This window comes from Stappia sp. WLB 29, from assembly GCF_023507705.1.
Classification (GTDB): domain Bacteria; phylum Pseudomonadota; class Alphaproteobacteria; order Rhizobiales; family Stappiaceae; genus Stappia.
This window is the reverse complement of sequence record NZ_JALBGD010000006.1, coordinates 167,948-181,182: the sequence shown is the minus strand read 5'-3', so window position 1 is coordinate 181,182 and position 13,235 is coordinate 167,948. Positions and strand designations below refer to the sequence as shown.

At 68.3% G+C, this 13,235-nt stretch carries 14 protein-coding genes; 13 read left to right on the top strand and 1 reads right to left on the bottom strand.

Annotation, left to right across the window (positions count from 1 at the left end; genetic code table 11):
- Positions 1–203 precede the first annotated feature (203 nt).
- The 12 genes from MNI96_RS13565 (at position 204) to MNI96_RS13510 (ending at position 11,148) form a co-directional block, all read left to right on the top strand.
- Entirely contained in the window at positions 204–857 is a 654-nt protein-coding gene (locus MNI96_RS13565) for a TetR/AcrR family transcriptional regulator (protein ID WP_249693973.1), read from the top strand.
- A gap of 53 nt (positions 858–910) precedes the next feature.
- A complete protein-coding gene (gene ilvC / locus MNI96_RS13560) occupies positions 911–1,930 on the top strand; it encodes a ketol-acid reductoisomerase (RefSeq protein WP_249693971.1) in 1,020 nt (339 codons plus the stop codon).
- A 121-nt stretch (positions 1,931–2,051) separates the two neighbouring features.
- Positions 2,052–2,579: a dihydrofolate reductase gene (locus MNI96_RS13555; protein ID WP_249693963.1), complete on the top strand. Its 528-nt coding sequence runs from the start codon at positions 2,052–2,054 to the stop codon at positions 2,577–2,579.
- Between the two features lie 119 nt (positions 2,580–2,698).
- Positions 2,699–3,808 (top strand): S-(hydroxymethyl)glutathione dehydrogenase/class III alcohol dehydrogenase, encoded by a 1,110-nt coding sequence (locus MNI96_RS13550; RefSeq protein WP_249693962.1) that lies wholly within the window; start codon positions 2,699–2,701, stop codon positions 3,806–3,808.
- Positions 3,809–3,907: 99 nt separating this feature from the next.
- Positions 3,908–4,318, top strand: a complete 411-nt coding sequence (locus MNI96_RS13545; protein ID WP_249693961.1) for a helix-turn-helix domain-containing protein — start codon at positions 3,908–3,910, stop codon at positions 4,316–4,318.
- Positions 4,315–4,863 (top strand): GNAT family N-acetyltransferase, encoded by a 549-nt coding sequence (locus MNI96_RS13540; protein WP_349629172.1) that lies wholly within the window; start codon positions 4,315–4,317, stop codon positions 4,861–4,863. The genes MNI96_RS13545 and MNI96_RS13540 overlap by 4 nt, the downstream gene beginning before the upstream one ends.
- Positions 4,864–4,893: 30 nt before the next feature.
- The gene (gene fghA, locus MNI96_RS13535; protein WP_249693960.1) at positions 4,894–5,736 is read left to right on the top strand and encodes an S-formylglutathione hydrolase; all 843 of its coding nucleotides are present in this window, start codon (positions 4,894–4,896) and stop codon (positions 5,734–5,736) included.
- Positions 5,737–5,747: 11 nt separating this feature from the next.
- Positions 5,748–6,998, top strand: a complete 1,251-nt coding sequence (locus MNI96_RS13530) for a flavin monoamine oxidase family protein (protein WP_249693959.1) — start codon at positions 5,748–5,750, stop codon at positions 6,996–6,998.
- 224 nt (positions 6,999–7,222) lie between these two features.
- Entirely contained in the window at positions 7,223–8,392 is a 1,170-nt protein-coding gene (hflK, locus tag MNI96_RS13525; RefSeq protein WP_249693958.1) for an FtsH protease activity modulator HflK, read from the top strand.
- Complete coding sequence (gene hflC, locus MNI96_RS13520; RefSeq protein ID WP_249693957.1) at positions 8,392–9,324, top strand: protease modulator HflC; 933 nt, start codon at positions 8,392–8,394, stop codon at positions 9,322–9,324. Before hflK ends, hflC begins: the two co-directional genes overlap by 1 nt.
- Positions 9,321–9,506 carry a DUF2065 domain-containing protein gene (locus tag MNI96_RS13515; RefSeq protein ID WP_158193169.1) on the top strand — a complete coding sequence of 62 codons (186 nt, stop codon included), beginning with the start codon at positions 9,321–9,323 and terminating at the stop codon, positions 9,504–9,506. The genes hflC and MNI96_RS13515 overlap by 4 nt, the downstream gene beginning before the upstream one ends.
- A 118-nt stretch (positions 9,507–9,624) precedes the next feature.
- Positions 9,625–11,148: a DegQ family serine endoprotease gene (locus MNI96_RS13510; protein ID WP_249693956.1), complete on the top strand. Its 1,524-nt coding sequence runs from the start codon at positions 9,625–9,627 to the stop codon at positions 11,146–11,148.
- A gap of 83 nt (positions 11,149–11,231) precedes the next feature.
- Here MNI96_RS13510 and serB read toward each other — a convergent pair whose 3' ends face one another.
- Complete coding sequence (gene serB / locus MNI96_RS13505) at positions 11,232–12,128, bottom strand: phosphoserine phosphatase SerB (RefSeq protein WP_249693955.1); 897 nt, start codon at positions 12,126–12,128, stop codon at positions 11,232–11,234.
- 32 nt (positions 12,129–12,160) lie between these two features.
- On the opposite strand from serB, the gene miaA reads away from it, so the two are divergent.
- Positions 12,161–13,075, top strand: a complete 915-nt coding sequence (gene miaA / locus MNI96_RS13500; RefSeq protein WP_249693952.1) for a tRNA (adenosine(37)-N6)-dimethylallyltransferase MiaA — start codon at positions 12,161–12,163, stop codon at positions 13,073–13,075.
- Positions 13,076–13,235: the final 160 nt, after the last annotated feature.

Genomic DNA, 13,235 nt, shown 5'->3' with positions numbered 1-13,235 from the left:
ATCTCCCGTTTGCGTCAGATCTCGTACCTGTCTGCCTTGCCGATCCCACGGGGGCGGCTGTTCGAAGGCTTTCGTTTTCCCTTGACGCGAAGGGGCATCCGCGCGAGTGTGCCGCCGAACCGTACCGTACGGTACTGAAATGTCCTCAGGCTTTTTTTCCGGCTCATGCCGGGCCCGCCTGCCACCCTAACCTGCGTCGCTCCATGCCCCCCGTCCCCGACAGCGATTTCACGCCGCGACAGAACGAGGTCCTCGCCTCGGCCCTGCGCCTTGTCGTCGACGGCGGCGAGAAGGCGCTGACCACGTCGGCGGTGGCGCGCGCGGCGAACTGCTCCAAGGAAAGCCTCTATCGCTGGTTCGGCGACCGCGACGGCCTGCTTGCCGCCATCGTCGCGCACCAGGCGGCCAAGGTCCGGGTGCCGAGCGAGAGCGCCGGCGCGCTCGACCTTGCCGAGTTCCGCAGCCGCCTCGCCACCTTCGCCGAGGACCTTCTCACCGTGCTCGCCGGAGACACCTCGCTGGCGCTCAATCGGATCGCCATCGCCCATGCCAGCCGGCACGGCGCGCCGCTCGGCCGCCTGCTGCTGGAGCGCGGCCGCGAGCGGATCGCCACCCGCGCCCGCACCCTGCTGGAGGCCGGCCGCGACCAGGGTCACATCGACTTCCAGGACGCGACGGAGGCCTACCGCACCCTTTACGGCCTCATCATTCGCGATGCCCATGGGCGCTGGCTGCTCGGTCAGCCGCCGCTCGAGGAGGATGCCGACTTCGCCGGTCAGGCGCGCCGTGCCGTCGACCAGTTCATTGCCCTTCATCCGCCCCTGCCGCGCAACAACGCGCGGCAGGGGCGGAGCTGACCCCGGCCGGGACGGTTCCCGGCCCAACGCAAACGCCAAACGGGAGAAACCAGATGCGCGTTTATTATGATCGCGATGCCGACCTCAACCTCATCAAGTCCAAGAAGGTCGCCGTCATCGGCTATGGCAGCCAGGGCCGTGCCCATGCGCTGAACCTCAAGGACTCCGGCGTCAAGGACATCGTCGTGGCGCTGCGCCCCGGCTCCACCACCGCCAAGAAGGTCGAGGCCGACGGCCTCAAGGTCATGAGCGTCGCCGAGGCGGCCGGCTGGGCCGACCTGATGATGATGGCCACTCCGGACGAGCTGCAGGCCGACATCTACCGCGACCACATCGCCGACAACATCCGCGACGGCGCCGCCATCGCCTTCGCCCATGGCCTGAACGTGCATTTCGGCCTGATCGAGGCGAAGCCCACCGTCGACGTCCTCATGGTCGCACCGAAAGGCCCGGGCCACACCGTGCGCGGCGAATACGAGAAGGGCGGCGGCGTGCCCTGCCTCGTCGCCGTCCATCAGGACGCCTCGGGCAACGCCCTCGACCTCGGCCTGGCCTACGCCTGCGGCGTCGGCGGCGGCCGTTCGGGCATCATCGAGACGACCTTCAAGGAAGAGTGCGAGACCGACCTGTTCGGCGAGCAGGCAGTCCTGTGCGGCGGCCTGGTCGAACTGATCCGCGCCGGTTTCGAGACGTTGGTCGAGGCCGGCTACGCGCCGGAGATGGCCTATTTCGAGTGCCTGCACGAGGTGAAGCTCATCGTCGACCTGATCTACGAGGGCGGCATCGCCAACATGAACTACTCCATCTCCAACACCGCCGAGTGGGGCGAGTACATGTCCGGTCCGCGCGTCGTGACGCCGGAGACCAAGGCCGAGATGAAGCGCATCCTGACCGACATCCAGACCGGCAAGTTCACCTCGGAGTGGATGCAGGAATGCAAGGCCGGCCAGGCTCGTTTCAAGGCGACCCGCCGCCTCAACGACGCTCACCAGATCGAGGAAGTCGGCGAGAAGCTGCGCGGCATGATGCCGTGGATCAAGAAGGGCGCCCTGGTCGACAAGGAGCGCAACTGATCCGCACGCGCTTTCCCGCGCGTTCTGAGCCAAACGGAAACGGCCCGCATCCGCGGGCCGTTTTCTTTTGAGGGCGAGGGCGCTACTACAGGCGCCGACGACCACCCGCCAGGAGCCGGACATGACCGCAGCCGCAAGACCCGAGATCGTGCTGATCGCCGCCGTCGGCGAGAACGACGTCATCGGCTCGGACGGCGACATGCCCTGGAAGCTTTCCACCGACCTGAAGCGCTTCAAGCGCCTCACCCTCGGCCATCCCGTGGTGATGGGTCGCAAGACCTTCGAGTCCATCGGCCGTCCCCTGCCCGGCCGCGCCAACATCGTCGTCACCCGCGATGCCGGCTGGGCGCATGAGGGCGTGGTCCGCGCCGCGTCGCTGGAGGAAGCCTTCGCGCTTGCCGGCGAGAGTGCAGGCGACGCGGTGATGGTCATCGGCGGCGGCACGATCTATGCGGCCGCCCTGCCTATGGCCGACCGGCTGGAGATCACCCGCGTGCACGCGACGCCCGATGGCGACACGCTGTTCCCGAAGATCGACCCGCAGCTCTGGAGGCAAGTCGCAAGCGAGACGCCGCCGCGCGGGGAGAAGGATACGGCGGATGTCACCTTCCTGACCTACCGCCGCTGTACACAGGCGCCGTCGCGCTGAGACATCTGATTGTCGCCTCGGGCCTTTCGTCCGCCGGCCCAATTTCCTAGGATCGCTGTCCAACGCGGGGCGGGGCCGGTGTCCTCGCCGCCGCTCGTTCCATAGCCGGAGGTTTTTTCATGGACGTACGTGCTGCAGTCGCCTTCAAGGCAGGCCAGCCCCTGTCGATCGAGACGGTGCAGATCGAGGGACCCCGCGCCTTCGAGGTGCTGGTCGAGATCAAGGCGACCGGCGTGTGCCACACCGATGCCTTCACCCTGTCGGGCGACGATCCGGAAGGCCTGTTCCCGGCCATTCTCGGCCATGAGGGCGCCGGCGTCGTCGTCGAGGTCGGCAAGGGCGTCACCTCGCTGAAGCCGGGCGACCATGTCATTCCGCTCTACACGCCCGAGTGCCGCGAGTGCGAATACTGCCTCAATCCGAAGACCAACCTGTGCCAGAAGATCCGCTCCACGCAAGGCGCGGGCGTGATGCCGGACGGGACCTCGCGCTTCTCCATCGGCGGCGAGAAGATTTTCCACTACATGGGCACCTCGACCTTCGCCAACTACACGGTGCTGCCCGAGATCGCGCTCGCCAAGGTTCGTCCCGACGCGCCCTTCGACAAGATCTGCTACATCGGCTGCGGCGTCACCACCGGCATCGGCGCGGTGATCAACACCGCCAAGGTCGAGCCGGGCTCCAACGTCGTGGTCTTCGGCCTCGGCGGCATCGGCCTCAACGTCATCCAGGGCGCCCGCCTCGTCGGCGCCAACATGATCGTCGGCGTCGACATCAACCCCGACAAGAAGGCCATGGCCGAGCGCTACGGCATGACCCACTTCGTCAACCCGCTGGAAGTCGAGGGCGATCTCGTTCCCTATCTCGTCGACCTCACCAAGGGCGGCGCGGATTATTCCTTCGAGTGCATCGGCCGCACCGACACCATGCGCCAGGCGCTGGAATGCGCCCACAAGGGCTGGGGCGAGTCGATCATCATCGGCGTCGCCGGCGCCGGGCAGGAGATCTCCACCCGTCCGTTCCAGCTGGTCACCGGCCGCTCCTGGCGCGGTTCGGCCTTCGGCGGGGCACGCGGGCGGACCGACGTGCCGAAGATCGTCGACTGGTACATGGACGGCAAGATCGAGATCGACAGCATGATCACGCACACCATGCCGCTCGACGAGATCAACACGGCCTTCGACCTGATGCACGAGGGCAAGTCGATCCGTTCGGTCGTCACGTTCTGATCAAGGCGGGCCGGGAGGCGCTGCATCCCGGCCCGCACCGCATCCCGCATGCGGGGCCGGCCGCGCCTGCGGCCAAGACACCACAAACCGGGGGGACCGATGAGCGAAACCGAGACCATGTGGGCCGAGCCCCGCGACGGCGACACCATCGGCGGGCGCATCCGCCGTGCACGCGAGGCGGCGAACTTCTCCGCAGCGCAACTCGCCCGGCGCATCGGCGTCAAGACCGCGACCGTCAGCGCCTGGGAAAGCGGGCGCTCCGAACCCCGCGCCAACCGGCTGACCATGCTGGCCGGCTTTCTCGGCGTCAGCCCCACCTGGCTGCTCTACGGCCTCGGCGATGCGCCGGCGGAAACCCCGCTGGCCAGCGAAATGGCGCTGATCGCCTCAAGCCTGAAGCTGCTGCGCGAGACCCACGAGCGCACCGGCGAGGCGCTCGCCCGGCTCGAGGCGCAGGTCGAGCAGATCGGTCGGCTTATCGGCAAGGGCGCGCAGGGCCCCGGCGCGTGAGCGCAGCCATGGCCAGCCGCACGCTCGACATGCCTGCCCCTCCGGCGATTGCCGGCCGGGCTCCCCTCACCGTGCTCTGGGCGGAGATGGACGAACTCACCCCGCGGCAGCTCCATGACGTGCTGCGCCTGCGCGTCGATGTCTTCGTGGTCGAGCAGGCCTGCGCCTATCCGGAGATCGACGGCCGCGATCCTGCCGCCCGTCATCTTCTGCTCAGCGCGCCGAGCGAAAGCGGCGAAGGCGAAGCAGAGCTTGCCGCTTGCCTGCGCCTGCTACGGCCGGCGGCGCCCGGCGCGCCGCTACGCATCGGCCGGATCGTCGTTGCGCCGGCCTGGCGCGGCACCGGCCTTGGCGACTACCTGATGCGCGCGGCCCTTGCCGAGGCGAGGCGCATCGCACCGGACAGCCCACAGGCCCTGTCGGCGCAGGCGCATCTGACCGCCTTCTATTCGGGGCACGGCTTCGTGCCCGTGTCCGAGACCTATCTGGAAGACGGGATTCCGCATGTCGACATGCTGCGCGACCCCGCTTGCCACGACACCTGATCCCCTCCCCTCACGCGAGAGCCGACACCCATGACCCTCGACACCGTCTCTTCCGCCCGCGCCTTCGGCGGCGAGCAGCGCGTCTACCGGCACGCCTCCGCCGCCACCGGCACCGACATGGAGTTCGCCGCCTTCCTGCCGGCCGAGGCGCTGCGCGGCGAGGCCTGCCCCACCCTCTTCTATCTCTCCGGCCTCACCTGCACCTGGGAGAACGCCACCACCAAGGCCGGCTACCAGCGTCTTGCCGCCGAATACGGGCTGATCCTCGTCGCCCCGGACACCAGCCCGCGCGGCGAAGGCGTCGCCAACGATGCGGCCTACGATCTCGGCCAGGGCGCCGGCTTCTACATCGATGCGACGCAGGCGCCCTGGGCACCGCATTTCGCGATGGAGAGCTACGTCGCGCGCGAGCTGTTCGATCTGGTCGCGGCCGAACTGCCCGTGTGGGAAGGCGCCGTGGGCGTCACCGGCCACTCGATGGGCGGCCATGGCGCGCTGACCCTTGCGATGAAGCATCCCGACCGCTTCCGCTCGGTCTCCGCCTTCGCCCCGATCGTCAATCCGCTCGACTGCCCCTGGGGCGAGAAGGCCTTCACCGCCTATCTCGGCAAGGACCGTACGGCCTGGGCCGCTCACGACGCCTGCCATCTGGTCGAGCACGCCGGCTGGTCCGGCGACATCCTGATCGACCAGGGCACCGCCGACGGCTTCCTGGACGAGCAGCTCAAGCCCTGGAACTTCGAGCGTGCCTGCCGCAAGTCCGGCGTCGATCTCACCTTGCGGATGCAAGGCGGCTACGACCACTCCTACTACTTCATCTCCACTTTCCTCGCCGACCATGTCGCCTGGCATGCCGCGCGCCTGACCGGCTGAGGGCGGATGCGGTGAGCGAGTACGACGTCATCGTCATCGGTGCCGGCGCCGCCGGACTTGCGGCCGGCGAACGCCTCGCCGCCAGCGGGCTGAGCTTTGCCGTGCTGGAAGCCAAGGAACGGATCGGCGGACGCGCCTGGACGGACCGGCATGTCTTCGGCGGCATCCCCTTCGACCGGGGCTGCCACTGGCTGCACAGCGCCTCGCGCAATCCCTTCCGTGAGGCGGCCGACCGGCTCGGCATGCGCTATATGGTTCGCGCCACCCGCCGCTCCGCCGATCTCTTCCTCGGCAGCACGAAAGCCGATGCGCAGACCGCCCGCGAGGCCTGGAACGCCGTCGAACAGGCCTTCGAGGCGGCAGCCGCCGCGCCCGGCGAGTCCGACCGGCCGGCCATTGCGGGCTGCGACACCTCCGGCCCCTGGTGGCGGCTTGCCCGCCACTGGCTGACGCTGCTGTCCGCCCTGCCGCCGGAGCGCATCTCGGCGCTCGATCTTGCCGCCTATGCCGACACCTACGAGAACTGGCCGGTCTCCGACGGCTACGGCGCGCTGGTTGCCCGCACCTCGGCGCATGTGCCCGTGCATCTCGGTGTCGAGGTGCGCAGCATCGACATGCGCGGCACGCCGATCCGCATCGAGACCAGCCGCGGCACCTTGCGCGCCGGCCATGTCATCCTCACCGTCTCCACCAACGTGATCGCCAGCGGCGCCATCCGCTTCCTGCCCGACCTGCCGGCGGAGATCGCGGATGCTGCCGCCGGCTGCCCGACCGGCCTTGCGGAAAAGGTCGCCTTCCTGCTCGACGCCCCGCTGGCTGAGTTCGGCGAGAATGTCTATGTCGACACGCTCGATCCCGACCGACCGGACCGCCCGCCGGTGAACTTCGTCGCCAACCATCTCGGCTGGCCGCTCGTCGTCGGCCAGCTCTGCGGCGAAACGGCGGAGGCGCTGGAACGCGAGGGCGAGGCGGCCATGACCGCGTTCGCGCTGGAGGCGCTGAAGGACATGCTCGGCAGCGGCATCGCCCGGCGGGTGCGCGGCGCAACCGCCACCCATTGGGGCTCGGATCCGCATGTGCTCGGCGCTTATTCGTGCGCCCTGCCCGGCCACGCGGGGGCGCGCGCCGTGCTGCGGCAGCCGGTCGGCGACCGGCTTTTCATAGCCGGGGAGGCGGTCTCGGAAGCCGCATTTTCCACCGCCCACGGCGCCCGCGAGACCGGTCTTGCGGCAGCAGCGCAGGTGATTGCCGCGCAGCCGTAAACCATCCGTGCGCCAATTCGTCACCGGCGACGGCAGAACGGCTGGTTTCCGCGGCGCGCGCATTGACATCGCTCCGGCGCGTCGCCAATTCCAAGGGGTGGTGCAAACACCGGCTTTCGTTGAAAGGCGGGGGCAATCTCCCTATAACCCGACAAGGCCCGCGTGGCGTGTCGACGAACAACCGGAAACGGCGCCGTGCCGTTTCCCCAGTGAAGGATGTCTTGATGCCTTGGAGCAACCAGAACGGTGGCGGCGGCTGGAAGGGCGGCGGGGGCGGTGGCCCCTGGGGCGGTTCCGGCGGTGGCGGCCCTTGGGGGGGCGGCCCGCAGCGTGGCGGCGGAGGAGGCGGTAACCCGCCGGACCTGGAAGAACTGCTCAAACGCAGCCAGAACACGCTGAAAACCGTGCTTCCCGGCGGCGGCAATCTCGGCTTCAAGGGCATCCTGCTGGCGCTGATCATCGCAGCCGGTATCTGGCTCACCACCGGGTTTTACCGGGTCGAGCAGGGTCAGGTAGGTGTCGAGCTGGTCTTCGGTGAGGTCACCGGCCAAACCGCTCCCGGTCTGAACTACAACTGGCCCTATCCCGTCGGCACCGTCTTTACGCCGGAAGTCCTGCGAATTCGCGAGCTCACCGTGGGCCTGCGCGAGAGCGTCAGCGGTACCCGGGTCAACAGCCAGGACGTCGTCGAGGAAAGCCTGATGCTGACCGGCGACGAAAACATCGTCGACGTCGACTTCAAGGTGCAGTGGCGCATCCGCAATACGCCGGAAGGCGTGTCCAACTTCCTGTTCAACATCCAGGACCCGGACGGCACGGTGAAGGCCGTCGCCGAGAGCGCCATGCGCGAGGTCGTCGGCGAGAGCAACATCGACGCCATTCTCGGTGAGAACCGCACCCCGATCCAGGTCGCCGTGCAGGAGCTGATGCAGACCGCGCTGGACGGCTACGGCGCCGGCGTCGAGATCACCCAGGTACAGATGCAGAAGGTCGATCCGCCGCAGCAGGTCATCGAGGCCTTCCGCGACGTGCAGGCCGCGCGTGCCGACCAGGAGCGCATCCAGAACGAGGCGCAGGCCTATGCCAATCGCGTCGTGCCGGAAGCCCGAGGCGAGTCCGCCCGCATCCTCGAGGCCGCCAACGCCTATCGCGAGCAGACGGTCGCGGAAGCCAACGGTCAGGCCCAGCGGTTCATGAAGATCCTGGACGAGTACCAGAAGGCTCCGGACGTGACCCGCGAGCGTCTCTACCTGGAGACCCTCGAGCAGGTTCTCGGCCGCAATACCAAGATCATCATCGACGAGAGCGCCAGCGGCTCGGGTGTCGTGCCCTACCTGCCGCTCGACCAGCTCAACCGAAACCAGGGCGCCGCCCGCAGCGGAGGCAACCAGTGATGAAAAACGGCCTTTTTGGGATCGGCGGCATCCTCGTCGCCCTCGCCGCACTCGCGCTCTACCTGTCGATCTTCATCGTCAACCCGGCCCAGCAGGCGCTGGTGCTGCAGTTCGGCGAGATCAAGCGGGCAGAGCAGGAACCGGGACTGAAGTTCAAGCGGCCCTTCATCCAGAACGTGGTCTATTTCGACAAGCGCGTGCTCGATCTGAACATGCCGCTCATCGAGCCGATCCTGTCGGACAAGAAGCGCCTGGTCGTCGACGCCTTCGCCCGCTATCGCATCACCGATCCGGTGCTGTTCTACCAGACGGTGAACAACATCGGCGAAGCGAACCAGCGCCTATCCACCTTCCTGCAGTCGAGCCTTCGTTCGGTGCTCGCGCGCGCCACCTTCGTGCAGATGGTGCGTGACGACCGTTCCGGTCTGATGGATCAGATCCGCCAGGACGTCGCCTCGCGCGCCGCCCCCATCGGCATCGAGGTGGTGGACGTGAAGATCCGCCGGGCCGACCTGCCGCAGACCAACTCCGATGCGGTGTTCCGCCGCATGCAGACGGAGCGTCAGCGCGAGGCGACGGAGATCCGCGCGCAAGGTGCCGAGCAGGCGCAGCGCATCCGCGCGCGTGCCGAGCGCGATTCCACCGTCATCGTCGCCGAAGCCAATCGCGACGCCGAGGTGATCCGCGGTGACGGCGATGCGGAGCGGAACCGGATCTTTGCCGACGCCTTCAACCGCGATCCGGAGTTCTTCAGCTTCTATCGCTCGATGCAGGCGTATTCGGAAGGCCTCAAGGCCGGCGACACCTCCATGGTCCTGTCGCCGACCTCCGAGTTCTTCCGCTACTTCCGCGATCCCAGCGGCACTGCGCGCCCGCCGGCGCCCGCCGCCTCCGGCGACGCGCCGGTCGCCCGGGGTCCGCTCGCCCAGTGAGCGATCTCTGGGTCGCACTGGGCCTCGTCCTGGCTCTCGAGGGAGCGCTTTACGCGCTCGCCCCGGGAGCCATGAAGCAGGCGATCCGGCAGATGCTGGAGCTGCCGGAAGGGATCCTGCGGACAGGCGGACTGATTGCCGCCATAATCGGCGTTTTCATCGTCTGGCTTGTCCGCGGATAGCCCTTGCGCGAAACACGGACGCAGACTTTGCCAGGGCCGGCCGGGGCGCATCTCGCTCCGGCCCGCCGCCAGTGATCGCGGGGTGCGCCCCCCGAACCCAGATGGAGGACAACGGCCGATGGCCCTGTTGAACACCCGCCAGCGTCAGGCCAGCCCGTCCGGCACGACAGGCTGCCGCCCTATCGCGCGCCGGCTTGCCGCCGCCGCCCTTGCCCTTGCCCTTGCCGCGACGGCCACCGTCGCCGACTACAGCGCGGCCCGGGCCCAGGCACCGGAGTCGATTCCCGATCTTGCAGAATCGCTGCTCGACGCGGTCGTCAATATCTCGACGGCGCAGAACGTAACCGCGCAGCGCTCCGTGCCGCTGCCGCAAGTGCCGGAAGGCTCGCCCTTCCAGGAGTTCTTCGACGAGTTCTTCAACCGGCAGAACCGCGACAACAATCGCCCGCGCCGGGTGCAGTCGCTCGGCTCCGGCTTCGTCGTCGATGCCGAGGAAGGCATCATCATCACCAACAACCACGTGATCGAGGGCGCCGACGAGATCACCGCCAATTTCAACGACGGCAGCAAGCTCGCGGCCGAGGTGATCGGCCGTGACAGCAAGACCGACATTGCCGTGCTCAAGGTGAAGCCGGAGGCCCCGCTCAAGGCCGTTTCGTTCGGCGATTCCAAGAGCCTGCGCGTCGGCGAGTGGGTGATGGCGATCGGCAACCCGTTCGGCCTCGGCGGCACGGTCACCACCGGCATCGTCTCGGCCCGCAACCGCAACATCAATTCCGGTCCCTACGACAACTACATTCAGACCGACGCCTCCATCAATCGGGGCAATTCCGGCGGCCCGCTGTTCAACCGCAACGGCGAAGTGATCGGCATCAACACCGCGATCATCTCGCCCTCGGGCGGCTCCATCGGCATCGGCTTCGCAATTCCTTCCGAGACCGCAACCAAGGTCATCGCGCAGCTGCGCGAGTTCGGCGAGACCCGCCGCGGCTGGCTCGGTGTGCGCATCCAGGAAGTAACCGAGGAAATCGCCGAAAGCCTCGGCATGGACAAGGCCGAGGGCGCGCTGATCGCCGGCATCACCGAGGGTGGTCCGGCCGAGGACGCAGGCTTCGAGGCCGGCGACGTGGTGCTGGAGTTCAACGGCTCCCGCGTTCCGGCCATGCACGACCTGCCGCGCATGGTCGCCGACACTCCGGTCGGCGAGGAAGTTTCGGTCGTCGTCCTGCGCAAGGGCGAGGAAGTCACGCTCCAGGTCACGCTCGGCCGTCTCGAGGAGGCCGATGCCTCCGCTGCCGCAGACAGCATGGCTCCTTCCGACGAGGCCCCGGCCAACGACACCCCGACGGTGCTCGGCATGACCCTGTCGACGCTCACCGAAGAGCTGCGCACGCAGTACTCCATCGGCGCCGATATCAAGGGTGTGGTGGTCACCGCCGTCGAGGAGAGCTCGGGCGCGGCCGAAAAGCGCATCACCGCCGGCGACGTGATCGTCGAGGTGGCGCAGGAGACCGTCTCCTCGCCGGCCGACATCGCCGCGCGTGTCGAGAGCCTGAAGGGCGAAGGCCGCCGCCTCGCCCTGTTCCTGATCTCGAATGCGCAAGGAGAGGTCCGCTTCATCCCGCTCACCATCGAGCCTTAGGATCACGAATACTTTTTCCGAAAAAAACAAAGGCCGCGGGCATGCCCCGCGGCCTTTTTCGTGTCCCGTTGCAGTCCGCCGGCTCAGCCGGCGGCGAACTCGCTCGCGCGGTAGCCCTGGAAATACAGCAGCGCGGTCAGGTCGCCATGGTCGACCCGCGCATCAGCCGCCGCCGCCACCGCCGGCTTGGCGTGATAGGCAACGCCCAGTCCTGCCCGCTCGATCATCGCCAGATCGTTGGCGCCGTCGCCGACGGCGATCGCCGCCTCCGCCGCCAGCCCTTTCTCGGCGAGCAATTCCTCCAGCCGCTGACGCTTGGCCTCGCGCCCCAGGATCGGCTCGTCCACCTTGCCGGTCAGCCGCCCCTCGGCAATACCCAGCGTGTTCGCCCTGTTCTCGTGGAAGCCGAGCCGTTCGGCGATCTCGGAGGTGAACGCCGTGAAGCCCCCCGAGACCAGCGCGCAATAGGCGCCGTGCGCCCGCATCGTGCCGACCAGTTCTCGCGCGCCCGGCGTCAGGGTGATCTGGTTGGCCAGCACCTCGCCGATTACGCTCGCTTCGAGGCCCGCCAGCATCGCCGCGCGCTCGCGCAGGGCCGGCTCGAACTCCAGCTCGCCCCGCATCGCCCGCTCGGTGATCGCCGCGATCACGTCCTTCTTGCCGACGGCGGCGGCGAGTTCGTCGATGCATTCCTGCCCGATCATGGTGGAATCCATATCGGCGATCAGCAGGCGCTTGCGTCGGCCCTCGTGCTTCTGCACAAGGACGTCGACGGGCGCATCGGCAAGCACTTCGCGCAAGCGCGCGTCGAATTCGCCCGCTTGTTCCGGCCTGCCGCCGAAGGCAAGGTCGCAGGCGATGCCGGCGGCCAGCCAGTCGGCCGCGGAGCCTGCCGGCAACACATGGAGCGCCCGCGCGACAAGCGTCTCGTCGAGGACCGGACGCGAGGGATTGGCGACGAGAGTTGCGATGAGCGACATCGTGAAGCGCCTTGAAAGGGAATGAGGAAGACGTGGCGAAACCGGTGACGTTGATAGCCGGACCCACGGCGAGCGGCAAGTCGGCGCTGGCCCTGGATCTGGCGGAGCACGATGGCGCCTGGATCGTCAATGCGGACAGCATGCAGGTCTACGCCGATCTCGACGTACTGACCGCCCGCCCCTCGCCGGCGGATCTTGCCCGCGCGCCGCACCGCCTCTATGGCCATGTCGATGCGGCCGAGCCCTGGTCGGTTGCCCGCTGGCTGAAGGACGTCGGCAAGGTGCTGGACGAGGCGCGCGACGTCGGCCGGCCGCTCGTCATCGTCGGCGGCACCGGCCTTTACTTCCGCGCCCTTGCCGGCGGGCTGTCCGCCGTTCCGCCGATCCCGGAAGACGTTCGCGCCCGCCTGCGCGCCGAGGCCTCGGACGCGCCCGCCGGAGCGCTCCACCGAAGGCTGGCCGAGGCCGACCCGCTGGTCGCCGCGCGCCTCGAGCCCGGCGACACCCAGCGCATCTTGCGGGCGCTGGAGGTGGTCGAGGCGACGGGCCGCTCGCTCGCCTATTGGCAGCAGCAGCAGGGCACGGTCCTGGTCGGCCCGGAGGCTGCGCGCGTGGTGCTCGCCCCGCCCCGTCCCTGGCTGCACGAACGCATCGCCCGCCGCTTCCGCATGATGGTGGAGGCCGGCGCGGTGGACGAGGCCCGCCGCCTCCTCGCCCGCAAGCTCGACCCGGACCTGCCGGCGATGAAGGCCATCGGGGTACGGGATCTCGGTCCCCTACCCGCCTCTCTCGGCGGGCTGGAACAGGCCATCGAGAAAGCCACCGCCGAGACCCGCCGCTATGCCAAGCGGCAGGAAACCTTCTTCCGCGGCCAACTCGGCGATTGGCCCCGTCTCGATCCGGCCGACACCTCCGCGTGGCGACGCCTTCTGCGGGGCCACTCGTAATTTTACACCCCTTGATTGAATCGCCATCATTTGCGCATAAACTTCTCTTAAGCGAAGATAGGCCTGTGGCGCTCCCGCGCGAATCCTTGCAGGCACTGTCCGGTACATCCCATCATGTGCCCCCCGGCTCGACGCGGCGCAGATCGCGCGACAGCCATTC

Coding starts and splice junctions, on each gene's coding strand:
- MNI96_RS13565 (WP_249693973.1), top strand. CDS start 204: ATGCCCCCCGTCCCCGACAGCGATTTCACGCCGCGACAGAACGAGGTC.
- ilvC (WP_249693971.1), top strand. CDS start 911: ATGCGCGTTTATTATGATCGCGATGCCGACCTCAACCTCATCAAGTCC.
- MNI96_RS13555 (WP_249693963.1), top strand. CDS start 2,052: ATGACCGCAGCCGCAAGACCCGAGATCGTGCTGATCGCCGCCGTCGGC.
- MNI96_RS13550 (WP_249693962.1), top strand. CDS start 2,699: ATGGACGTACGTGCTGCAGTCGCCTTCAAGGCAGGCCAGCCCCTGTCG.
- MNI96_RS13545 (WP_249693961.1), top strand. CDS start 3,908: ATGAGCGAAACCGAGACCATGTGGGCCGAGCCCCGCGACGGCGACACC.
- fghA (WP_249693960.1), top strand. CDS start 4,894: ATGACCCTCGACACCGTCTCTTCCGCCCGCGCCTTCGGCGGCGAGCAG.
- hflK (WP_249693958.1), top strand. CDS start 7,223: ATGCCTTGGAGCAACCAGAACGGTGGCGGCGGCTGGAAGGGCGGCGGG.
- hflC (WP_249693957.1), top strand. CDS start 8,392: ATGAAAAACGGCCTTTTTGGGATCGGCGGCATCCTCGTCGCCCTCGCC.
- MNI96_RS13510 (WP_249693956.1), top strand. CDS start 9,625: ATGGCCCTGTTGAACACCCGCCAGCGTCAGGCCAGCCCGTCCGGCACG.
- serB (WP_249693955.1), bottom strand. CDS start 12,128: ATGTCGCTCATCGCAACTCTCGTCGCCAATCCCTCGCGTCCGGTCCTC.